Genomic DNA, 22,270 nt, shown 5'->3' on the forward strand with positions numbered 1-22,270 from the left:
TCCGCGCCACCGGGCGGGAGCGGCCACCGCCCGGCGGCGCGAGTTCGTGGAAACTACTGCGGCGGAGGCGGATTCGTGGTGAACTGCGCGACCGCCGCCCCGACCCCGGCGCCCACCAGAGCACCGACCAGGGCGCTCGCGCCGCCGATGATGGCCGCGCCCAGGGTGCAGCCGCCGATGGTGCCGGTGATCGCACCGCCCGCGACGCCGAGCGCCGCACCGGCCGCCGCGAATCCGGGCGCCAGCGCCATCTCGCCGGAGACCATGATCGGCGCCAGCAGCGCGGCCGCGATGATGCCCGCGATGAACCCGAGCACACCGCCCGCGATGGCTCCGACGCCCGCGCCCGGTCCCGCGCCGAGGACACAACCCGCCCCCGCTCCCGGAATGCCGCCGGCGAGCGCGCCGATGGCCGCGCCCTGCGCGACGGTGGTGTCGAACCTGTCCTGTTGCTGCTGCTGGGTGTCGGGCATCGGCAGGGTGCCGGGGCCGGGATCGAGGATGGCCTGGCCGGGATCGGATTCCGGGGTCAGCTCGACCGACTGGTCGGAGACCAGTGCCCGGATCGGGTACCGGAGGTCGTCGACCTTGTAGTACAGCGCCAGGGTGCGGACGACCTGCCCGCCCGGCTCGCGGATGACGAGATTGCCGTTCTCGACGGCGAAGCTGCCGTTGTCGAGTGCGATCGAGGCGGTTCTGTCGGCCAGGCTCGCGGTGACGGTGACGTCTTCCGGGGCGGCCGTGGTGGTGCCGGAGGTGATGAACAGCGATGAGAGTGTGACGGTGGTGAGGAACGCGGCCGCGGTGGCCGGGGTTCTGCCGTGCTTCATGCTGGCTCCCTCGAGTCGGCGAACCTTCCCTTCTCTGACCGATATGACCAGTCAAGTGTTCACCGACTCCGGCACGCCCACGGCAGAACGCGAAAAAAATACCGCTGACCTGATCTAACGGTAGGAAGCCAGGAAAAGCGCCTCGGCGAGGGCCATGTTCTCGATCTCCGTCGGATCGACGCTCTCGTTCGGCGCGTGGATCAGGCACTTGGGTTCCTCGACCCCCATGAGCATGATCTCGGCCTCCGGATAGGTGTCGGCGAAGACAGTGCACAGCGGGATCGAACCGCCCTGCCCTTCGGTGGTCGCGGGCCGCCCGTAGGCGGCCTCCATGGCCGACGACATGGCCTGCCGCGCCGGGCCGTCGGCGCTGCCGACGAACGGCGAACCGGTGGCCTCGGTCTCCACGGTCACCTTCGCGTGCCACGGCGCGTGCGACTTCAGGTGCGCGGTCAGGGCTTTCAGCGCCTCGTCCGGCTTGGTGCCCGGCGGGATGCGCAGGTTCAGGCGCGCCCGGGTCTTCGGCTGGATGGCCGCCGAGGAGCCGACCACGGCCGGGACGTCCATGCCGAGCACGGTCAGAGCCGGTCGCGCCCACAGCATGTCGGCCACCTTGCCGCCGCCCACCAGGCCGACGCCGTCGAGAACGCCCGCGTCGGAACGGAATTGGGCCTCCGGGTAGTCGTGACCCTCCCACACCTGGTCGTTGCGCAGGCCGTCGACGGTGGTGTTGCCCTCCGCGTCGCGCAGCGTGCCCAGCAGGTGGATCATGGCCGCGAGCGCGTCCGGCGCGGGGCCGCCGAACATACCGGAATGCATGGGGCTGGACAGTGTTTCGACGGTGACGACCACGTTCACATTGCCACGCAGGGTCTGGGTGAAGGTGGGCACGCCGACCGCGAAGTTGCCGCAGTCGCAGATCAGCAGGGTGTCGGCGCGCAGCAGGTCGGCATTGCCGGGCACGAACTCCTCCAGGCCGCCGGTGCCCTGCTCCTCGGAGCCCTCCGACACCAGCACCAGCCCGACCGGGAAGTCGTCGCCGTACACCTTGCGCAGCGCCCGCAGCGCGGTCAGGTGCATGACGATATTGCCCTTGCAGTCGGCGGCGCCGCGCCCGTACCAGCGGCCGTTCTTCTCGGTGAGCTGCCAGACCGGGGTCTGCCAGGCGGCGTCGTCGAGCGGCGGCTGCACGTCGTAGTGGCAGTACAGCAGGATGGTCGGCGCGCCCGCGGGGGTCTCGCTGCGCGCGACCACGGCCTTGCTGCCGTCGGGCGTCTCGTACAGTCCGACATCGGTGAGGCCCTCCGCCCTGAAGGCGTCGGCCACCCACTTCGCGGTCTTCTCGCATTCCTCGATCGGGAACTGCCGGGCGTCGTACACCGACTTGAACGAGACGAGCTGGGCGAGATCGCTTTTCGCCCGCGGCATGAGTTCCCTCACCGCCGCGCGCAGGGCGGCCGTGGCCGAATCATCCTCGGTTTCAACGGTACCGGTCATGGGCATCCTCCCGTGGTCAGTGGTGGTCGTCGGAATCGACCGTGTCACCCAGTCTTCATGCCGGCGCCCTACGAGGACACGAACACCGCCACCCAGTAGATGGTGATGATGACGATCGCCACGTACATACTTGGTGGCCGTCGCCCCCTCGGTCACCGTGCCGGTCATCACTGGCCCCTTCCAGGCCGAACACCGAACCCGATCGCCGCCGCAAGGCTGAATAGTAACCGTTCAGCAACTATCTCCCGATTACGAAACGGTAGGTTGCAGAACCAGTTTCGATGAGACGATCTGGCTACCATCGATGTGGCAAACCGTGGTGTGCGCGAGATCGGAGCCTCATGACCGGCATTCTGGAACCCGACGACGTTTTCGCGATGCCCGGTATCAAGCGCGGCGCACCGCACGGGGGCTTTCCCGAACACGAGATCTTCCCGCAGGTCGCTTACCAGATCGTGCACGACGAACTGCTGCTCGACGGCGTCTCCCGGATGAACCTGGCCACCTTCTGCACCACCTGGGTCGACGACGAGGCCCGGCGGCTGATGAACGAGTGCCTCGACAAGAACATCGTCGACAAGGACGAGTACCCGCAGACCGCCGAGCTCGAGCAGCGCTGCGTGCACATGCTCGCCGACCTGTGGAACTCGCCCGACGCCCTGGGCACTCTCGGCACCTCCACCACCGGCTCCAGCGAGGCGGCCATGCTGGGCGGACTGGCCGCGAAATTCCGCTGGCGCAAGCGCGGCGGGCGCGGCATCCCCAACTTCGTGTGCGGACCGGTGCAGGTGTGCTGGGAGAAGTTCGCCCGCTACTTCGACGTGGAGATCCGCCAGATTCCGCTGCGCGGCGACCGCTACACCATGCACCCCGACGACATCGCCGCGTACTGCGACGAGAACACCATCATGGTGGTGCCGACCTTCGGCCAGACCTTCACCGGCCTGTTCGAGGACGTCGAGGGCGTCAGCCGGGCCCTCGACGAACTCCAGGACCGGACCGGACTCGACATCCCGATCCACGTCGACGCGGCCAGCGGCGGCTTCCTCGCCCCCTTCTGCGCGCCCGAGATCCGCTGGGACTTCCGGCTGCCCCGGGTCAAGTCCATCAACGCCTCCGGCCACAAGACCGGCCTCGCCCCGCTGGGCGCGGGCTGGGCCATCTGGCGCACCAAGGAGGACCTGCCCGACGAACTCATCTTCAACGTCGACTATCTGGGCGGCAATATGCCCACCTTCAATCTGAACTTCTCCCGGCCCGGCGGGCAGGCCGTCACCCAGTACTACGACTTCATCCGGCTCGGCCGCACCGGCTACCGCAATGTGCAGACCGCGATCTACAGCGCCGGACAGCATCTGGCCGAGGGGCTCACCGAGACCGGGCCGTTCGAACTCATCCACGACTCCGACCCCCGGCACGGCATCACAGCGGTCTCCTGGAAGACGTCGGGGGCGTCGAAGCTCAGCCTCTACGACCTGTCCGACCGGCTGCGCACCCGCGGCTGGCTGATCGCGGCCTACCCGCTGCCCGCCGACCGTGCCGACGAGACCATCATGCGGGCCGTGCTGCGGCACGGATTCACCCACGACATGGCCGATCTGCTGCTCGACGACCTGGCGCGCGGCATGAAGGTGCTCGACAAGCACCCGCTGACGACCTCGCTCACCCGCGAGGACGCGGGCGGCTTCACCCACAACGCCGACGCGGCGGTGCCCACCGCGGAGCTCCAGGCGAAGATCAAGGCCGAGCTCGGCGGGCACGCGAAGACCGATGGCGAGCCGGCCACCGGCGCGAAGACCAAGACCGCCACCGGCAAGCACAAACACGCGGCGCGTAAGTCCAAGACCAAGAAGAAGGCCGGGAAGAAGTGACGGCGGCCGAGGATTCGGCCGCCGTCGAGTGTGGCTAGTTGTCCGCCGCCCCGGCGGTGTCGAGCACCCACGCGAACTCGAAGGCGACTTCCTTCCACTTCTCGTAGCGGCCGCTCACACCGCCGTGGCCGGCGCTCATCTCGGTCTTGAGCAGCAGCTGCGAGTCGCCGGTCTTGGTGGCGCGAAGTTTTGCCACCCACTTGGCGGGCTCGACGTAGAGCACGCGGGTGTCGTTGAGGCCGGTGATGGCGAGGATCGCCGGGTAGTCCTGGGCCGTGACGTTCTCGTACGGCGAGTAGGACTTCATGTACTCGTAGACTTCCTTGTCCTCCAACGGGTTTCCCCACTCGTCCCACTCGGTGACGGTGAGCGGCAGGGAGGGATCGAGGATGGAGGTCAGCGGGTCCACGAACGGCACGTTGGACAGGATGCCCGCGAACAGTTCCGGGGCGAGGTTCGCCACCGCGCCCATGAGCAGGCCGCCCGCGCTGCCGCCGTCGGCCACCATGCGGTCCGGCGCGGTCACCCCGGAATCCACCAGATGCCGTGCGACGGAGACGAAGTCGGTGAAGGTGTTCTTCTTGGTGAGGGTCTTGCCGTGCTCGTACCAGAGCCGGCCCATCTCACCGCCGCCGCGCACGTGCGCCACCGCGAACACCATGCCGCGGTCCAGCAGCGACAGCCGCGCCACCGAGAAGTACGGGTCGATGGCGGCCTCGTAGGAGCCGTACCCGTAGAGCAGCAACGGCTTCGGCTCCGCCACCGCGTCCCCGCCCATCGCGGCCGCGGTCTCACGGCGCATCACCAGCGAGATCGGCACCCGGGTGCCGTCCGCGGCCACCGCCCAATCCCGTTGCTGCACATACTCGTCGGCGTCGTAGCCGCCGAGCACCACCTGCTCCTTGCGCAGCAGCAGTTCACCGGTCTCGGGCACGTAGTCGAACACCTGGGTCGGGGTGATGAAGGAGGTGAGCCCGATGCGCAGCATGGGCTGCTCCCACTCCGGGTTCGCGCTCAGCCCGGCCGAGAACAGGGCCAGGTCGAAGTCGATGTCCTTCAGCTCGCCGTAGCCGTCGGCGGTCAGCGGCCACACCGCGACCCGGGGCAGCGCCTCGCGGCGGTAGCTCAGCACCAGCTTGTCGGCGAAGGCGTCGATGTCCTCGAGCCGTACGTCGTCGCGGTGCGGGATCAGGATCTTCATGGCGGCGGGCTCGGCCAGCGGGGCCTCGGCCAGCACGAAGTTGACGGCCTTCACGCCGTCCACCACATCGTTGTGCAGGATGAGCAGCTTGTCCTCGCCGCCGATGACGGCGTGCTCGGCCGAGTACTCCACGCCCTCCCGGCGCGGGATGAGTACCCGGAACTCGCCCTCGGGGTTGTCCGCCTCCAGGATCCAATTCTCGGTGGTGATCTTGGAACCGGTCATGATGACCAGGAACTGCTCCGAGCGGGTGGCGCCGATGCTGACCCAGAAGCTCTCGTCCGGCTCGTGGAAGACCCGGACGTCCGCGGACTGCTCGGCGCCCAGCCGGTGCCGCCACACGCTGCCGGGCCGCCAGGAGTCGTCGAGGGTCTGATAGAAGACGTGGGTGCCGTCCAGCGACCAGGTCGCGCCGGGCGCGATGTTCGGGATCTCGTCGGCCAGCAGTTCACCGGTGCGCAGGTTCTTGATGCGCAGCGTGTACCGCTCGTTGCCGAGCGTGTCGGCCGAGTAGGCGAGCATGTCACCGGCGTGGCTCAGCGAGTACGCGCCGAGCGCGAAGAAGTCGTGGCCCTCGGCCAGCTCGTTGGAGTCGAGCACGATCTCCTCGCCCGGGATCTCGACGTCGGCCTCCAGCTTGGGCGGGGTCCAGTCGTCCGGGTCGGCGATCGGGCAGCGGCAGTGCACACCGTGCTGCTTGCCCTCGAAGGTGCGCGAGTAGTACCAGTAGTCGCCCATGCGGGTGGGCAGCGACAGGTCGGTCTCCTGGGTCCGCCCCTTGATCTCCTCGAAGATCTTCGCCCGGAGCGGGCCCAGCTTCGCGGTCTGCGCCTCGGTGTAGGCGTTCTCCGCCTCCAGATACGCGATGACCTCGGGATTCTCCTTGTCCCGCAGCCACTCGTACTCTTCGACGACGACGTCCCCGTGGTGCACGCGCTCCGTCGGCACCCGCTTGGCGATCGGCGCCACCACCGCGCCGCTGACTGACGTCGTGCTCCCACTGTCCAAAGCCATGGGACCAACTTAGTGGGGAACCCCGCGGTGGGGGTCAACGGGCGCGGCGCTGCCTCGGCAGGGCCGTCAGACGCTGCTCGTACAGGTAGAAAACGGCCGCCTTCCGGCGAGCGCATTGATCGGTGGGGCAACTTCGGTGGATCCGCAGGATGCTGTGGGCCAATTCCACCGAGAACCGCTCGGGAACCACCGCACAGCTGTCGGAGACCGGGGCTGCGCGTTGCGGGGACCATGGCGTGCGCACCACATACCTCCTTCCGCTGACAGAAGATGGAATATCCGATCCGAACCCTTCACAAACACTGGCATGATGAGTGCGATCTACATCACCGACCAGTCCTGCTGGTCTGCGCACAGGGGAGGCGATAGTGGAAGCGAAGAACCGCGTGATCGAAGCCGACGCGGTGTGGCGGCGCGGGGACGACAGCGCCGACGGCGTCGAAATCGCCTTCCTGGCCAGTGGAAACATCGGATTACGGGATTCCCGGAATCCGGACGGCCCGGTGCTGGTCTTCACTCCCGGCGAGTGGGAGGCCTTCGTCGCCGGTGCCAAGGACGGCGAATTCAACCGGCCCGGAGCCTGATTCGACCGAGCCCGGCTCGAAGCGAGCCGGGCTCAACGCCGTTCGAGCCCGGCCGGCGACCCTGTTCAGGCCCCTATCGCCCCGCTGATGGTCGGCCAGGAATTGTGCAGCGTGTCCTGCCAGTACGACCACGAATGCGTGCCCACCGGTGAATGTTCCACCCGCGCCGGAATGTTCGACGAACGCAACCGCTGTTCGAACGCGGTGACGCAGGCGTCCACCCCGAATTCGATGGGACCGCCGAAGAAGATGTTCTCCGGCAACTGCGGCTTGATCTCCAGCTCGTGCGGACCGGGCAGGCCGGTGCCGGTGGACAGGAAGATGGTCTTGCCGCGCAACGCCTCGGTCAGCACCGCCGGATTGTGGTCGGCCCAGGCCGGACCGCCCGGCACGCCCCACATGTTCAGCGGATTCCCGCCGCGATTGGCCACCGAGAACATCATGGCGCCCTGCGCGATGGTGGTGTCCGGGCAGGCGCTGTAGCCCGCCACCGCCCGGTACATCTCCGGATGGCGCACCGCCAGCACGAACGCCGCGATCCCGCCCATGGACAGGCCGCCGATGGCATTCACGCCGTTACCGGCGAAATACCCGTCGATGATCGGCGGAAGTTCCTGTGTCAGAAAGGTTTCCCACCGGTAGCGGCCGAAGCGCGGATCGTCGGACACCCAGTCGGTGTAGTAGCTGGCCTGGCCGCCCATCGGCAGCACCACGTTCACGTTCTTGCCCTGGAAGAACGGCTCCGCGTCGGTGGCATTGGTCCAGGTGCTCTGGACGGCGCCGGGATCGAGACCGTCGAGGAGGTAGTAGGTGGGACGCTCGCCGCCGCCGACCGGATGCAGCACCTGCACCTGGATCGTGCGGCCCATTGCCACGGAGTCGATGAACAGCGCCGAACGGGTGGGGCTCAACTGGTCGACCCGGACCACCTCGGCGGCGCGGGCGATGGTCGGTGGCGCGGCCGCCGGATAAAGCAACCCTGCGGCAATTGCCAAAACAGCTGCGGCAACGGCTCTTCTGCGCATTCCCCACCTCCATCAGCCCACCACAATCGCAATCCAACGTAACTCGAGAAACTCGCGTGACGCCGGGGAATGCGGTTACGGCGTGTCCTTGGCAAACCAGACGGTTCGGATATGGTAATGCACGGCAGCTATGAATTCAGGGCAATTCGGGCCAATGCCCCCTTGATAGATCCCGCCAGATAATCGAGGTCCGCACGCGCCGGGGAAGTCGGGCGCGCCCGCAACCCGAAACCATCCCCCGGAGTGCGCGGAATCACGTGCAGATGCACATGGAACACCTCCTGCCCCGCCGTCACCCCGTCGGCCAGAAAGAAGTTCACGCCGTCGCAGCCCACCTCGGACTCCCGCAGACCCGCCGCGATCCGCTGCCCCACCTGAAACAGCTTGCCGCCCATCGCGGGATCCAGCTCCGCCAGACTCCGCGCCGGCACCTTGGGAATCACCAGCACATGCCCCGGCGTCACCGGCCGAATGTCCATGAACGCCAGGCAATCCTCGTCCTCGTACACCGTCGAGGACGGGGCCCGACCGGCAACGATATCGGCGAAGATCGTGTAAGGATTCATGCCCGCAGCTTAGGCTCGCGCCACCCGCTGCCCATCCGCCACCGCGACTCCCGTCCACCACCGCGGCTCCATCGACCGCCGGGCGAACCGATCCCACACCGCACCCCGCCCGGCCGCCACCGCGGCTCCATCGACTGCCGGGCGAACCGATCCCGCAACACTCGCCACATACTCGTTCGCCCCCGGCTCCGTTCAGGAGCCGGGGGCGAGATCCGAGAGTCGTTGTACCCCTACAGGATCGGCGACGGAGTGTAGCGGGCCGCCTCCGGGTCGGCGTCCACCAGCTTCTGCACCTGGGCGATCACCTCGACGGTCTGCGCCTCGGCCGCGCCGATGAAGGCGGACCGGTCGGCCAGCGCCGCGTCCAGGGCGGCCCGGTCCAGCGGCATCCGATCGTCGGCGGCCAGACGGTCCAGCAGATCGGGCTCGCGGCCCTGCTCACGCATGGCCAGCGCCACCGCCACCGCGTGCTCCTTGATGACCTCGTGCGCGGTCTCGCGGCCCACGCCCGCGCGCACCGCCGCCATCAGGATGCGGGTGGTGGCCAGGAACGGCAGGTAGCGGTTGAGCTCGCGGTCCACCACGGCCGGGTAGGCGCCGAACTCGGCCAGCACGGTCAGGAAGGTCTCCATCATGCCGTCGATGGCGAAGAAGGCGTCCGGCAGCGCGACGCGGCGCACCACCGAGCAGAACACGTCGCCCTCGTTCCACTGCGCGCCCGCCAGCTCGGCGGCCATCGAGCCGTAGCCGCGCAGCACCACCTGCAGCCCGTTGACGCGCTCGCAGGAGCGGGTGTTCATCTTGTGCGGCATGGCCGAGGAACCGACCTGGCCGGGCTGGAAGCCCTCGGTGACCAGCTCGTGGCCCGCCATCAGCCGAATGGTGTGCGCGAACGAGGACGGGCCCGCGCCCACCTGCACCAGCGCGGAGATCACGTCGTGGTCCAGCGAGCGCGGGTAGATCTGGCCGACGCTGGTGAAGACGTTCGCGAAGCCCAGGTGCTTGGACACCTTCTGCTCCAGCTGCGCCAGCTTGGCCGCGTCGCCGCCGAGCAGGTCCAGCATGTCCTGGGCGGTACCCATCGGGCCCTTGATGCCACGCAACGGGTAGCGGTCGACGAGCTCCCGCAGCCGGGTCAGCGCGATGAGCAATTCGTCTGCGGCGGAAGCGAATCGCTTGCCGAGGGTGGTGGCCTGCGCGGCCACGTTGTGCGAGCGTCCCGCCATCACCAGGGTCTGGTACTGCGCCGCGCGCTCGGCCAGCCGCGCCGCGATGGCCACGCCGTGGCCGTACACGTGCTGCAGCGACAGCCGGATCTGCAGCTGCTCCACATTCTCGGTGAGGTCGCGGGAGGTCATGCCCTTGTGCACGTGCTCGTGCCCGGCGAGCGCGTTGAACTCCTCGATCCGCGCCTTCACGTCGTGGCGGGTGACCCGCTCGCGCTCTGCGATGGACTTCAGATCGACCTGATCGATGACCCGCTCGTAGTCCTCGACGACACCGGCCGGAACATCGATCCCCAGCTCGGCCTGCGCCCGGAGAACCTCGAGCCACAGCCGCCGCTCGAGCACGATCTTGTTCTCGGGCGACCAGAGGTGAACCAGCTCGGGGCTGGCGTAACGGGTGGCGAGGACGTTCGGCACAAGACTCACGTTGTGCCAGTTTACCGGCTGTGTGCTGCGGGTTAAGCCGGTGGGGCGACGATGTCGATGATCTCCAAGAGCGCCCCGCGTGCCATGCGGCGGGGTTGGGGGTCGAACTCACCGAGCGCGGTCACCACCGCCCCATCGACTACCGCCACCAGACGGCGGGTCTGTTCCGGGCGGACCACCCGGTCGGACCGACGCAGGACATCGGTCAGCAGTTCGTCCAGCTGGGCGCGTAGTCGCAGCTGGACCTCTCGTAGTTCGGGGTGGCGGGCCGAGGCGACCGAGCGTTCGTAGCGGGCGATCAACTGGCCGCGTGCGTCCTCGTCCTGAATCTCGGGGCCCACCAACAGGTCCAGCACCAGTTCGACCGTCGCCTCCGCGCCGCGGCGGCGGTGCGTCACCTCGCCGACCCGGCGGCGCATGGCCTCGAGTTCGGCGGTGCCGGAGAATTCGACCGCCCGCGCGATCAGATCCTCCAGCGATTCGAAGTAGTAGGTGGTGGACGCGAGCGGCAGATCCGCCCGGGTCGCCACCGAGCGGTGCCGGACCGCCTCGAAGCCACCCTCGAGCAGTAGCTCGGCGGCGGCACAAACCAGTGCATGGCGACGCCGTTCGCCTTTCGGAGTCGTCGCAGTGGTCACGGTGCAATCGTGCCAGTCATCAGCGGCGCTGTGTTCATTTTGCCCACCGCGCTCAATCCTCTTGGCAGATCAGGCCAAATACCGTTCCAACCGGTCCAGTGCCGCTTCGATGTCGGCGGCGGCTCCGGCGAACGAGAAGCGAACGGTGTGATGGCCGTGGCGGGTGTCGAAGTCGATGCCGGGGGCGAGTGCCACGCCGGTCGCGTCGAGTACCTCGGTGCACCAGCGCATCGAATCATCGGTCAGGTGAGCGATATCCGCGTAAACGTAGAACGCGCCGTCGGCGGGGGCGAGGTCGGTGATTCCGAGCTTCGGCAGGCCCGACAGCAGCAGCTGGCGATTTGCCGCATAGCGTTTCACATGACCGTCCAGTTCGGCTTTGGCTTCCGGACCGAACGCGTGCACCGCCGCAAACTGAGAAATAGCTGGAGGGCACACGGTCATGTTCGAGGCGAGCCGTTGCAGCGCCGGACGCAGCGACTGCGGCACCAGCATCCAGCCCAGCCGCCACCCCGTCATGGAGAAGTACTTCGACACCGAGCCGATCACGACGGACTCACGCGAGGTCTCCCACGCGGACGAGGTCGGTTCGGTGTCGTCGTAGACGATGCCGTGATAGATCTCGTCCGAGATGAGCAGCGTCCCGTGCTCGTCGCACCAGCGGGCCAGCGCCGCCAGCTCCTCCGGCGCGATCATGGTGCCGGTCGGATTGGCCGGGCTGGCCACGATCAACCCCGCGGGCGGTTCGGGCAGCGCCTCCAGCATGGCCACGGTCGGCTGGAACCGCGTCTCCGGACCGCAGTCCAGCTCCACCACGTCACAGCCCAGCGCGGTCAGCGTGTTCCGGTAGGCCGGATACCCGGGCCGCGCCACCACCACGGTGTCCCCGGCGTCGAACGCGGCCAGGAACAGCAGCGTGAACGCGCCGGACGACCCGGTCGTGACCACGACATCGTCCGCCTCCACCCGCACCCCGTAGGTGCTCCGATGGTGCGCGGCGATGGCCTCCCGCAACGCCAGAACCCCGAATGTCTCGGTATAACCCAGCAATTCGGAATCCATGGCCTGTTTGGTGGCCCGCAAAACCGCCGCCGGAGCGGGCGTGGAAGGCTGCCCCGCGGCCAGCACCAGCACGTCGCCGTGGGTCCGAGCCCGTTCAGCTGCTGCTTTCCAGACGTCCATCACGTAAAAAGGTGGAATGGTCGACCGGCGAGATTCGATACGCACCCGACAGACGGTAGAGCACCCGCTCCCCCGACTGTCCGGGAACGGTCGTGCGAATGCCTGAGGAGGCCGCTGTGCAGGGGGGACCAGCAACCGCCGGGAACACCCGGGCCACCGACCCACACCCACCCGCCTCCCCCGCCCCGGACGCCTCCACGCCGCACGACGGCCGTCGACCGCGACGAGCCGGGACCGCGATGCTCCGGAGGCTCCGACGCGGAGACTCGTCCGCCGAAGCCACCCCGGATGCGCCGCGGCCGGACACCGAGGCCCCCTCCGACCTTCGACCCGGCACCGACGAAGACGGCGAGCGGCAGAACGCGGACACCGATCTGCGTCGTCAGCGCCGGGCCACCGAGACCTACACACCCGGGCTGCGCTCACTGCCGAACGTCGAAAGACCGTCGCGGATCCGAGCGGCTTCGCAGCGAGCCGGGCTGTGGGTGGTCCAGCTCGTCGGGCGGGTGATCGCCTATCTGCGGGCGAACGCGCCGATCGTGCGGGCGCGAGCCGTCGAATCGTGGTCACGGCGGCCGCGCTCGTGGGCCGAAGCCGTCGCATGGGTGCGGCGGGGGCGGGCGGAGGCGCGGCGGCAGTGGCCTGTGGTGCGGGCGTGGAGTATTCAGCATCGGGTGCTGATCGGCGGGATGACGGCGGTACTCGTGTTCGCGAGCGCGGATGGGGCGCTCGGGTTGATCCCCACCGACGCCGCGGTGAGTCCCGGTGCGGCGGTGCGCATTCCGGTGCGGTATCCGCTGCAGATCCAGGCCACGCGGGAATCGTCGAAGCGGTATCTGGACGCCATCAACAACGGTGAACACCTGCGTGAGCAGGCCGTGGTCTCGGCTGCCGCGGCGGCAACGCTGGAACGCGCCAAGGCCGAGGCGGCAGCCGCCGTGGCCGGGCAGCCGCAGCCGTGGCTGACCCCGTCTCCCGACGCGACGCTGCCGCCAGGATTCGTGCTCCCGGGTGTCGGCGGTTTCGCGTTGCCCGCGAAGGGCCTGTTCACCTCCGGATTCGGCGCGCGCTGGGGCACTTTCCACGCGGGCATCGACATCGCCGCCCCGCTGGGTTCACCGATCTACGCGGTCGCCGCGGGCACGGTCATCGACGCGGGCCCGGCCCAGGGCTTCGGCCTCTGGGTGCGCATCCGCCACGACGACGGCGCCATCTCGGTCTACGGCCACATGTACGACTTCTCGGTCTCCGTCGGCGAACGCGTCCCGGCGGGCATGCAGATCGCCCGCATCGGCAACCGCGGCGACTCCACCGGCCCCCACCTGCATTTCGAGATCGTCATCAACGGCCAGCACGTCGACCCCCAGGCCTGGCTCGCCCAACGCGGCATCGTCCTCGGCTGATCCGGGCCGGGGGCGCGGAATATGGCTGGGCCCCGGCCGAATACGAGATCGCCCGCCCGAACCAGGTTCGGGCGGGCGATCTTTCGTCGGTCGCGGCATCGGGGTCGGCCGCGGCGAGCGGGATTCAGTTCGCGGCCGGCACCGTGATGCGGCCCTCGGTGGCGGCCAGCGCGATATCGGTGCGGAAGTGGCCGCCCGGCAGCTTGATGCCGGCGAGGCGATCGTAGGCGTTCTTGCGGGCCTCGACCAGGTCGGCGCCCTGGCCGACGATGGCGAGCACGCGGCCGCCGGCGGAGACCAGCGCACCGTCCTCACGCTGCGCGGTGCCGGCGTGCAGCACTTCGGATTCGACTCCGGTGCCGGTGGATTCGGCGCCGGTGATGACGTCGCCGCTGCGCGGGCGGGCCGGGTAGTTCTCGGCGGCCAGCACCACGGTGACGGCCGCGCCGTCCTTCCAGCGCGGTGCGGCGACCTGGTCGAGGGTGCCGGTGGCGGTGGCGTGCAGGAGTTCGCCGAGGGGGCTGTCCAGCATGGCGAGCACGGCCTGGGTCTCGGGATCGCCGAAGCGGCAGTTGAATTCGACCACGGCCGGGCCGTTCTGGCCGATGGCGAGGCCGGCGTAGAGCAGGCCGCTGAACGGCACTCCGCGCTTCACCATCTCGGCGGCGACGGGCTTGACCACGTCGCCGACGATGGCCTGCAGGGTCGCCTCGGGCAGCCACGGCAGCGGCGTGTAGGCGCCCATGCCGCCGGTGTTGGGGCCGGTGTCGCCGTCGCCGACCCGCTTGTGGTCCTGGGCGGGCAGCAGCGGCACCACGGTCTCGCCGTCGACCAGGCAGAACAGCGACACCTCGGGGCCGTCGAGGAACGACTCCAGCAGCACCGGGTGGCCCTGCTCGAGCAGTTCGGCCCCGTGCTCGCGGGCGACCGACCGGTCCGGGGTCACCACGACGCCCTTGCCCGCGGCCAGCCCGTCGTCCTTGACCACCCAGGTCGGGCCGAAACGGTCCAGCGCGGCGTCCAATTCGCCCGGGTGATCCACGATCTCGCTGTGCGCGGTCCGCACTCCGGCCGCGTTCATCACGTCCTTGGCGAACGCCTTCGAACCTTCGATCCGCGCGGCGGCGGCCGACGGGCCGAACACCGGGATCCCGGCCGCGCGCACCGCGTCGGCCACGCCGAGCACCAGCGGCACCTCGGGCCCGACCACCACGAGGTCGGCGGCCAGCTCCTGCGCCAGCGCCACCACCTCGTCGCCGGAGGAGGCGTCGACGGCCCGCACCTCGGCATGCTGGGCGATGCCGGCATTGCCGGGCGCCGCGTAGACCGCGGTCACCGCCGGGTCCTTGCGCAGTGCCAGGACGAGGGCATGTTCACGGGCTCCGGAACCGATGACGAGTACGCGCACGGCGAACAGCTTAGAGGGCTGGGGTTTCGAGCCGGGTGGCGGTCCGGCATGCGTTCGAGGCCCGGCCCGGTGTCCGGGGCGCGTCTGGTTCCGAACGAGACCTCCAGCGCCCCGAACCGGCCCCGTAGCGGAGCGGAGGGGCCAATAGACTCAGCTCATGGCTTCTGTTTTCTCCGCAATCATCGACGGTCAGCTGCCCGGCCGATTCGTCTGGGAGGACGACGAATTCGTCGGCTTCCTCACGATCGCCCCGGTGACGCAGGGGCACACCCTGGTGGTGCCGCGCAAGGAGATCGACCAGTGGCAGGACGTCGATCCGGGCACCATGGCCCGGCTGACCGGTGTCGCCCAGAAGATCGGCCAGGCCGTGCGCACCGCGTGGGACGCCCCGCGTGCGGGCCTGCTCATCGCCGGCCTCGAGGTGCCGCACCTGCACGTGCACGTGTTCCCGGCCTTCTCGATGGGCAACTTCGACATCTCCGGCGCCGACCCGAAGCCCAGCGCCGAATCCCTGGACGAGGCCCAGACCAGGATCAAGCAGGCCCTGCGCGACCTCGGCTACGGCGCGAACGTCCCGGAGTGACCCGACCGGGTGCGCGCCCACAGCGCGCACCCGCCGGTTAGCCACGCCGCGTGAAGCCACTGCCCGCGGCTCACCGCCCGCCAGCCTTCGGCTCCTCCGCAGGGCTGACAACTCGCAGCCCGGTTCACGACTCCGCGCGCGGCAGCCGCACGGTGAACGTCGTGCCCTCCCCCGGCACGCTCGTCACCGACACCGCTCCCCCGTGCGCCGCGACCAGCGCCTGCACGATCGACAGTCCCAGCCCCGTCCCGCCACTGACCCGGCTGCGCGACACATCGGTGCGATAGAACCGTTCGAACACCCGCTCGGCCTGTTCGGCTGCCAATCCCGGCCCGGTGTCGGCCACCTCGATCAGCACCTCGCTCGCGGCGGGTGTGAGCCGCACGGCCACCTCCGCGTCCGGCGGCGTGTGCACCAGCGCGTTGTTGATCAGGTTGGCGAGCACCTGCCGCAGCCGCGTCTCGTCGCCGAGGATCTCCAGAGTGCCGGGGCCGGGCCGGATTTCGAGATCGATCTTGCGTTCCGGTCCTTCCGGATGCTGCGCCGCCGCCAGGGCGCGGGCCCCGTGCACGGCATCGCTGGCCAGCATGAGCAGATCCACCGACCGCCGTTCGACGGGCCGCTGCGCGTCCAGCCGGGCCAGCATGAGCAGGTCCTCGACCAGCAGCCCCATCCGGTTGGATTCGCGTTCGATGCGGTCCATGAGCAGGTCGGGCTCGGTGATCGCGCCCTGCCGGTACAGCTCGGAGAAGCCTTTGATGGTGGTGAGCGGGGTGCGCAGTTCGTGGCTGGCGTCGGCGACGAACTGCCGCATCTTGGCCTCGGAACGCCGGGCCGCCTCCTCCGACGCCTCGGTGGCGGCGAAGGCCTGCTGGATCTGGGTCAGCATGGTGTTCAGGGACTGCGAGAGGTGATCGACCTCGGTATCGGTGCCGCGCACCGGAACTCGCCGATGCAGGTCACCGCCCGCGATGGCGGCGGCCGTGCCCTCGACTTCCCGCAACGGCCGCAGACTGCGCCGGATCACCATGCGCGCCACCGCGGCCAGCGCCGCCAGCACCAGCGCGCCGATCACCAGTTGCAGCACGATCAGCTTGTCCAGCAGCGAGTTCGTCTCGTCCATGCGCAGCGCGATGGTGCTGGTGCCCTGATCGTTGACGGTCCGCAGCACCCGCCATTCCTCACCCGAGGCCCCGATGGAGCCGACTGTGCGCGGCTTGCTGCCCAGGTCGGCGGGCACGTCCGGTTCCTGCACCCCGGCGGTCAGGGTCAGGGTCGACTGCCCGGCCGCGTCACGCACCTGCACCCAGTACAGGTGTGGTGGCCGTTCCCGCCCGCGCACGGTGGGCAGCGGTTCGGGTCGTTGCGCGCCGGGCGCGGCCCAGCTGTGGGCGGCGTCGGACAGCTGCCGGTCGATGCGCTCGACCAGCACGTTCCGCATGAGCGAGGTGACCGCGATCCCCGAGACCAGCAGCCCGAACCCGACCAGCGACACCAGCGCCAGCACCAGGGTGGTGCGCAGCGGCACCGCGGCGAGCCGGTCGGCGATCGTGCCGCGCAGTCCGCGAGCCGCCTCGGCCGCGTTCACTGTGCCGCCGTGCGACCGCGCGGCTCCCGCATCACGTATCCGACCCCGCGCAGCGTGTGGATGAGCCGATCGGGCCCGGTGTCGACCTTCTTGCGCAGGTACGACACGTAGGTCTCGACCACGCCGACCTCGCCGCCGAAGTCGTAGCGCCACACGTGGTCCAGGATCCGCGGTTTGCTGAGCACGGTGCCCGCGTTGACCAGGAAGTACCGCAGCAGCGTGAACTCGGTGGGCGACAGGGCGACCGGTTCGCCCGCCTTCCACACCTCATGCGTGTCGTCGTCGAGCTCGATATCGGCGAACCGCAGCCGCGACGACTTGGTCTCCGGCGCGGACCGTCCGGCGCGGCGCAGGATCACCCGCAGCCGGGCCACCACTTCCTCGAGGCTGAACGGTTTGGTGACGTAGTCGTCGGCTCCGAGTGTCAGCCCGGTGATCTTGTCGTCCACGTCGTCGCGGGCGGTCAGGAACAGCACGGGCGCGTCGATCCCGTCGGCCCGCAGCCGCCGCAGCAGCCCGAATCCGTCCATGCCGGGCATCATCACGTCGATGATCATGGCGTCGGGCCGGAAGGTCTTGGCCCGGTCCAGCCCTTCGGTCCCGCTGGCGGCGCTGGCGACCTCGAAGCCCTGATACCGCAGGCTCACGGACAGCAACTCGACGATCATCGGCTCGTCGTCGACGACGAGCACTCTGGCCTCGGGTTCGCGTCCTTGCGCAGGCACACCTGTCATGGCCTCATATTCTGCGCCGCGCCCGCGAGAACGCTGGTCCTTCCCTGGGAGTTTCCTGCGAACGCGCCGGGACCCCCGGATACGACGAACGCCGGTCGATGTCTCGACCGACGTTCGTTCACGAGCCCCCTGTCAGGATTGAACTGACGACCTTCGCTTTACAAGAGCGGTGCTCTACCACTGAGCTAAGGAGGCGGAAAGCGGAGCCATCATAACCGGGGTGGCCGGCTGCGCGGAAAAGCCGGCTTCCCGGTCGGAACGATGCTGACCGCGAACACCGGGACGCGGCCTGTCGACGCTCGTGGCATCGACGGCCGCGTTCGGAAGTCGTTCGCGCAGTATCGGACTAACCGCTGAGTGTCAGGACTGGGCCGCCTGACGAGCCGCGTCGTCGGCCGCCATGGCGTCACGCAGGCTCTTGGGCCGCATGTCGGTCCAGTTCTTCTCGACGTACTCGACGCATGCGGCGCGGGAGTCCTCGCCGAACACGACTCGCCAACCCGCCGGAACCTCGGCGAAGGCCGGCCAGAGGGAGTGCTGTTCCTCATCGTTGACCAGGACGAAGAACCGGCCGTCTTCGTCATCGAAGGGATTGGTGCTCATTTCACCTCACTGGATACTGGCGCTGTGTACGGGTACGTAGACGGATCGTCCAGCCACCGCAGTGTTGGAACGAGCCCCCGACGTTGATTCGACCCTAGCAAGGCAGGCGTTACCGCTGGGCGGTTACCTGCACTTCGTTCAGGCCACGAAGAATTCGACAAGGATCTTATTGACGACCTCCGGTTGTTCCAGGTAGCCGAAGTGCCCGGCGTCGGGAACCTCCTGGTAGCGGGCACCCGGAATGATATCGGCGACCTCGCGGGCGAGATAGGGCGGGATCATCCGATCGTCCGCGAAGCCCAGCGCGAGGCAGGGCACGGTGATGCCGCGATAGGCCGCGGTGCGGTCGAAATCGTGGTCCATGCGGCGCTGCGCCCGCACGCCCGGGGTGACCGGGCCGCCGGTGAATTCGAACAGGTCGAGCCAGTCGCGGGCCGCGTGCTGGTCGGCCAGCGAGGCCGGGGAGAGGTTCATCAGGGCGGTCATGGCGGCCTCGTATTTGGCGGGCAGCCGCACACCGGCGTCGTCGAGGTCGTGCTCGCCGAGTCCGAGAGTTTTCTGGAACTGGTCGAGCCGGGCGTGTCCGGCCATGAACACGGCCTTGCGGACCAGGTCGGGGCGAGCGAGCGCGACTTCCTGCGCGACCCGCGAGCCCATCGACTGGCCGACCAGGAAGACCGGCCCCTCGCCGAGGAATTCGATCAGGGCGACGGTGTCGCGGACCAGGTCCTCGATGGTGATCCCGGCGGGTGATTCGAAGGAGGGCGCGATGCCGCGGTTGTCGAAGGTGCAGACCCGGTATCCGGCCGCGACCAGCGCGGGGACCTGGTGCAGTTCCCAGACCCGGCCGCCGCTGCCGGTGCCCATGATCATGACGACCAGCGGCGCCGACCCCTTGACGTCGGTGCCCTTGGACCGGTCTCCCTTGACCTGGTAGTTCAGCGAGATTCCGTTCACCGTCGCCAACGGCATGCTTGCGACCCCTCACATCAGGTGTTGCCACTCTCTTTGCGTCCACCGTATAGGTCCGGGCCGACGGAATGTTTCGTCCCCGCTCGCATTGCGGTTAGGGCTCGCAATGCGAGCAGCGGCGAGGCCCGACTTACCTGGCGGATACGATGGACTCCTCGCACCGAGCAGACTTCTCCGAGAGGACATGAGATGGCCGCGAAGACCGGCGCAAACGACATCGCGGACGACGATCTGGAGCCGCTCGCCGACGAAACCGCGCGCCAGGCGCAGCGGGTGGTGGCGGCGTACGCCACCGACGCCGACGAATGCCGCATGCTGCTGTCGATGCTGGGCATCGCTCCGACGCGAGGCGAATGACCCGTGCACCCGGATAGCTCCGGCTCCGGTTTCGTCGTCGTCGCCAACCGGCTCCCGGTGGACCTGGAGCGCCTGCCCGACGGAACCACTCGCTGGAAGCGCAGCCCCGGCGGCCTGGTGACGGCACTGGAACCGGTACTGCGCAATAACAAGGGCGCCTGGGTCGGCTGGGCCGGCGTCCCGGACGTGGAGCTCGATCCGATCGTCGAGGACGGTCTGGAGCTGCATCCCGTCCCGTTGTCGGGCGACGAGGTCGCCGATTACTACGAGGGCTTCTCCAACGCGACGCTGTGGCCGCTGTATCACGACGTGATCGTGCGGCCGGTCTACGACCGCCAGTGGTGGCAGGCGTACGTGCAGGTGAATCGGCGTTTCGCCGAGTACACCGCGAAGGTGGCCGCCGAGGGCGCGACCGTGTGGGTCCAGGACTACCAGCTGCAGCTGGTGCCGAAGATGCTGCGCATGCTCCGTCCCGACCTGACCATCGGCTTCTTCCTGCACATTCCGTTCCCGCCGGTGGAACTGTTCATGCAGATGCCGTGGCGCACCGAGATCGTCGAGGGCCTGCTCGGCGCCGACCTGATCGGCTTCCATCTCCCGGGCGGCGCGCAGAACTTCCTGTATCTGGCCAGGAGGCTGGCCGGGCAGCCGACGTCGCGCGGCAATGTGGGCGTGCGCTCGAAACTCGGTGTGGTGCAGGTGGGTTTCCGCACCGTACGGGTGGGCGCGTTCCCGATCTCCATCACCTCCGCGGAACTGGACGAGTATTCGCGCCGCCGCGATGTGCGGGAGCGGGCCGCGAAAATCCGTGCGGAGCTGGGCAATCCGAAGACGATCCTGCTGGGCGTCGACCGCCTCGACTACACCAAGGGCATCGACATCCGGCTCGCCGCGCTCGAGGAGCTGCTGCACGACGGCCGCATCGACCCCGCGGACACGGTGATGGTGCAGCTGGCCACGCCGTCCCGCGAACGCGTCGAGTCCTACAAGCAGATGCGCGGCGATATCGAACGCCAGGTGGGCCGCATCAACGGCGAGTTCGCCCGGGTGGGTTATCCGGTGGTGCACTACCTGCACCGCCCCATCCCGCGCGAGGAGCTGATCGCGTTCTTCGTGGCCGCCGACGTCATGGTGGTGACCCCGCTGCGCGACGGCATGAACCTGGTCGCCAAGGAGTACGTGGCCTGCCAGGGCAGCCTCAACGGCGCACTCGTGCTGAGCGAGTTCACCGGCGCGGCAGCCGAATTGCGGCAGGCCTACCTGTGCAACCCGCACGACCTGGACAGCGTCAAGGACGCGTTGATCGGCGCGATCGACGACGACCGCGACACTCGCCGCCGACGCATGCGCTCCATGCGACGTCAGGTCCTGACCCATGACGTCGACCGGTGGGCCCGCGCCTTCCTCGACGCCCTGGCCACCGACCGCGTCGCGGGCAGCGCCCTGCTCACCGACGACGACGTGGACCCGGACCTGAGCCGCTGACCACGGAAACCCAACGCCCCCTGGAATTTCCAGGGGGCGTTCGTGGTTCTACAGCGGGTAGGTGACTCCGGTGAGCCGCTCCGACGCTTCCCATACCCGCGCCGCCAGTTCCGGATCGAGCGCCTGTTCACTGGGTTCGTTCAGGATCGGGTAGCCCTTGGTGAAGCCGGTCGGCCCGAAGAGATCTCCGGGGTTGACGGCGGGATCGGTGGCTGCCCGCAGCGTGGGGAGCGCACCCATTTCGACGGTCTGCATGGCGAACCGGAACACCCAGCGCAGCGACGGTCGCGACAGGAAGGTGAGGACGGGCCCGAGGTTCTGGGCGAAATCCGATTCGGCCGCCCCTGGATGCGCGGCGATCGACATCAGCTCGGTATCGGTGCCGTTGAGCCGCCGCTGCAACTCGAACGCGGTCAGCACATTGGCCAGCTTGGACTGCGCGTAGGCCTGGAATCCCTTGTAGGTCCGCCGCTCGAAGAACAGATCATCGAGGTCGATCGGGGCCTCCTTCTTGGAGGCGAACCCCGTGGTCACGGCCACCACCCGCCCCGCCGGGGCCGCCCGCAACAAATCCAGCACCTGTCCGGTGAACGCGAACGGCCCGAGATGATTGGTCGCGAACGTCGTCTCGAATCCGTCCTCGGTGAGACTCCGCGCCCGGCTCAACATCCCCGCATTGTTGACCAGCAGATCAACCCGCTCGACCTCGTCGTGCAGCCGTACCGCGGCCTTCCCCACCGACTCCAGCGAAGCCAGATCCAGCTCCACGAACAATAATTCGGCGTCCGGCACCCGCGCGCGGATGAGATCCGCGGCCGCCCCGGCCTTCTCGGCATTGCGGCACGCCATGACCACCCGAGCCCCGTGCTCGGCCAGCCGCAGCGCGGTCTCGAGCCCCAGGCCGGCACTGGACCCGGTGACGATCGCGGTGCGCCCGTGGAGATCCGGAATGTCGGCGGCGGTCCAGCGCGTGTTCTTGGTACCCATGCGTTACATCCTGAACGGTCCGCTTCCACTTAGCCCATCGACCGTCCTCGAAATACCGCCTAACGCACCGTCTCCCGCCCCGGCACCCAT

At 68.8% G+C, this 22,270-nt stretch carries 20 protein-coding genes and 1 tRNA gene; 6 read left to right on the plus strand and 15 right to left on the minus strand.

The window, feature by feature from the left end; translation table 11 throughout:
• Positions 1–53 precede the first annotated feature (53 nt).
• Together ACFRAQ_RS30900 and ACFRAQ_RS30905 are read right to left on the minus strand one after the other, a co-directional pair.
• Positions 54–830 (minus strand): hypothetical protein, encoded by a 777-nt coding sequence (locus tag ACFRAQ_RS30900; protein WP_379105903.1) that lies wholly within the window; start codon positions 828–830, stop codon positions 54–56.
• A gap of 114 nt (positions 831–944) precedes the next feature.
• Positions 945–2,327: a dipeptidase gene (locus tag ACFRAQ_RS30905; RefSeq protein ID WP_379105905.1), complete on the minus strand. Its 1,383-nt coding sequence runs from the start codon at positions 2,325–2,327 to the stop codon at positions 945–947.
• A 341-nt stretch (positions 2,328–2,668) separates the two neighbouring features.
• Here ACFRAQ_RS30905 and ACFRAQ_RS30910 point away from each other — a divergent pair, with 341 nt between their 5' ends.
• Positions 2,669–4,198: a glutamate decarboxylase gene (locus ACFRAQ_RS30910; RefSeq protein WP_379105907.1), complete on the plus strand. Its 1,530-nt coding sequence runs from the start codon at positions 2,669–2,671 to the stop codon at positions 4,196–4,198.
• A gap of 34 nt (positions 4,199–4,232) precedes the next feature.
• Here ACFRAQ_RS30910 and ACFRAQ_RS30915 read toward each other — a convergent pair whose 3' ends face one another.
• Positions 4,233–6,413 carry a S9 family peptidase gene (locus ACFRAQ_RS30915; protein ID WP_379105909.1) on the minus strand — a complete coding sequence of 727 codons (2,181 nt, stop codon included), beginning with the start codon at positions 6,411–6,413 and terminating at the stop codon, positions 4,233–4,235.
• 368 nt (positions 6,414–6,781) lie between these two features.
• Between ACFRAQ_RS30915 and ACFRAQ_RS30920 the strand changes: the two genes are divergently transcribed.
• The gene (locus tag ACFRAQ_RS30920; RefSeq protein WP_379105911.1) at positions 6,782–6,997 is read left to right on the plus strand and encodes a DUF397 domain-containing protein; all 216 of its coding nucleotides are present in this window, start codon (positions 6,782–6,784) and stop codon (positions 6,995–6,997) included.
• 65 nt (positions 6,998–7,062) lie between these two features.
• Here the strand turns inward: ACFRAQ_RS30920 and ACFRAQ_RS30925 are convergent, their stop codons facing one another.
• The 5 genes from ACFRAQ_RS30925 to ACFRAQ_RS30945 form a co-directional block, all read right to left on the minus strand.
• Positions 7,063–8,022 carry an alpha/beta hydrolase gene (locus ACFRAQ_RS30925; RefSeq protein ID WP_379105913.1) on the minus strand — a complete coding sequence of 320 codons (960 nt, stop codon included), beginning with the start codon at positions 8,020–8,022 and terminating at the stop codon, positions 7,063–7,065.
• A gap of 128 nt (positions 8,023–8,150) precedes the next feature.
• On the minus strand, positions 8,151–8,588 hold the full coding sequence (locus ACFRAQ_RS30930; RefSeq protein WP_379105915.1) for an HIT family protein: 438 nt from the start codon (positions 8,586–8,588) through the stop codon (positions 8,151–8,153).
• 230 nt (positions 8,589–8,818) lie between these two features.
• Positions 8,819–10,240 carry an adenylosuccinate lyase gene (purB, locus tag ACFRAQ_RS30935; protein WP_379105918.1) on the minus strand — a complete coding sequence of 474 codons (1,422 nt, stop codon included), beginning with the start codon at positions 10,238–10,240 and terminating at the stop codon, positions 8,819–8,821.
• 32 nt (positions 10,241–10,272) lie between these two features.
• Complete coding sequence (locus tag ACFRAQ_RS30940; RefSeq protein WP_357089689.1) at positions 10,273–10,878, minus strand: TetR family transcriptional regulator; 606 nt, start codon at positions 10,876–10,878, stop codon at positions 10,273–10,275.
• A 69-nt stretch (positions 10,879–10,947) separates the two neighbouring features.
• Positions 10,948–12,105: a pyridoxal phosphate-dependent aminotransferase gene (locus tag ACFRAQ_RS30945; protein ID WP_379105920.1), complete on the minus strand. Its 1,158-nt coding sequence runs from the start codon at positions 12,103–12,105 to the stop codon at positions 10,948–10,950.
• 194 nt (positions 12,106–12,299) lie between these two features.
• Between ACFRAQ_RS30945 and ACFRAQ_RS30950 the strand changes: the two genes are divergently transcribed.
• The gene (locus tag ACFRAQ_RS30950) at positions 12,300–13,463 is read left to right on the plus strand and encodes a M23 family metallopeptidase (protein ID WP_379105922.1); all 1,164 of its coding nucleotides are present in this window, start codon (positions 12,300–12,302) and stop codon (positions 13,461–13,463) included.
• Between the two features lie 124 nt (positions 13,464–13,587).
• Here ACFRAQ_RS30950 and purD read toward each other — a convergent pair whose 3' ends face one another.
• Positions 13,588–14,871, minus strand: a complete 1,284-nt coding sequence (gene purD / locus ACFRAQ_RS30955) for a phosphoribosylamine--glycine ligase (protein ID WP_379105924.1) — start codon at positions 14,869–14,871, stop codon at positions 13,588–13,590.
• 157 nt (positions 14,872–15,028) lie between these two features.
• Between purD and ACFRAQ_RS30960 the strand changes: the two genes are divergently transcribed.
• Positions 15,029–15,454, plus strand: a complete 426-nt coding sequence (locus ACFRAQ_RS30960) for an HIT family protein (RefSeq protein ID WP_379105926.1) — start codon at positions 15,029–15,031, stop codon at positions 15,452–15,454.
• Between the two features lie 124 nt (positions 15,455–15,578).
• Here ACFRAQ_RS30960 and ACFRAQ_RS30965 read toward each other — a convergent pair whose 3' ends face one another.
• From ACFRAQ_RS30965 to ACFRAQ_RS30985, 5 genes are all read right to left on the minus strand, one after another.
• Positions 15,579–17,042 carry a sensor histidine kinase gene (locus ACFRAQ_RS30965; RefSeq protein WP_379105928.1) on the minus strand — a complete coding sequence of 488 codons (1,464 nt, stop codon included), beginning with the start codon at positions 17,040–17,042 and terminating at the stop codon, positions 15,579–15,581.
• Positions 17,039–17,776, minus strand: coding sequence for a response regulator transcription factor (locus tag ACFRAQ_RS30970; protein ID WP_357282717.1), 738 nt, complete (start codon positions 17,774–17,776; stop codon positions 17,039–17,041). The genes ACFRAQ_RS30965 and ACFRAQ_RS30970 overlap by 4 nt, the downstream gene beginning before the upstream one ends.
• A gap of 123 nt (positions 17,777–17,899) precedes the next feature.
• A tRNA-Thr gene (locus ACFRAQ_RS30975) sits at positions 17,900–17,971 on the minus strand.
• Positions 17,972–18,136: 165 nt separating this feature from the next.
• Complete coding sequence (locus ACFRAQ_RS30980; protein WP_019931522.1) at positions 18,137–18,379, minus strand: MbtH family protein; 243 nt, start codon at positions 18,377–18,379, stop codon at positions 18,137–18,139.
• A gap of 138 nt (positions 18,380–18,517) precedes the next feature.
• A complete protein-coding gene (locus ACFRAQ_RS30985) occupies positions 18,518–19,351 on the minus strand; it encodes an alpha/beta fold hydrolase (RefSeq protein WP_379105930.1) in 834 nt (277 codons plus the stop codon).
• A 189-nt stretch (positions 19,352–19,540) separates the two neighbouring features.
• On the opposite strand from ACFRAQ_RS30985, the gene ACFRAQ_RS30990 reads away from it, so the two are divergent.
• Both ACFRAQ_RS30990 and ACFRAQ_RS30995 read left to right on the plus strand, forming a co-directional pair.
• Positions 19,541–19,708, plus strand: a complete 168-nt coding sequence (locus ACFRAQ_RS30990) for a hypothetical protein (RefSeq protein WP_167659823.1) — start codon at positions 19,541–19,543, stop codon at positions 19,706–19,708.
• Positions 19,709–19,711: 3 nt separating this feature from the next.
• On the plus strand, positions 19,712–21,193 hold the full coding sequence (locus tag ACFRAQ_RS30995) for a trehalose-6-phosphate synthase (RefSeq protein ID WP_379105932.1): 1,482 nt from the start codon (positions 19,712–19,714) through the stop codon (positions 21,191–21,193).
• A gap of 48 nt (positions 21,194–21,241) precedes the next feature.
• Here ACFRAQ_RS30995 and ACFRAQ_RS31000 read toward each other — a convergent pair whose 3' ends face one another.
• Complete coding sequence (locus ACFRAQ_RS31000; protein ID WP_379105934.1) at positions 21,242–22,180, minus strand: oxidoreductase; 939 nt, start codon at positions 22,178–22,180, stop codon at positions 21,242–21,244.
• Positions 22,181–22,270: the final 90 nt, after the last annotated feature.

This window comes from Nocardia sp. NPDC056611 (genome assembly GCF_042792755.1).
In the GTDB taxonomy this organism is placed as follows: domain Bacteria; phylum Actinomycetota; class Actinomycetes; order Mycobacteriales; family Mycobacteriaceae; genus Nocardia.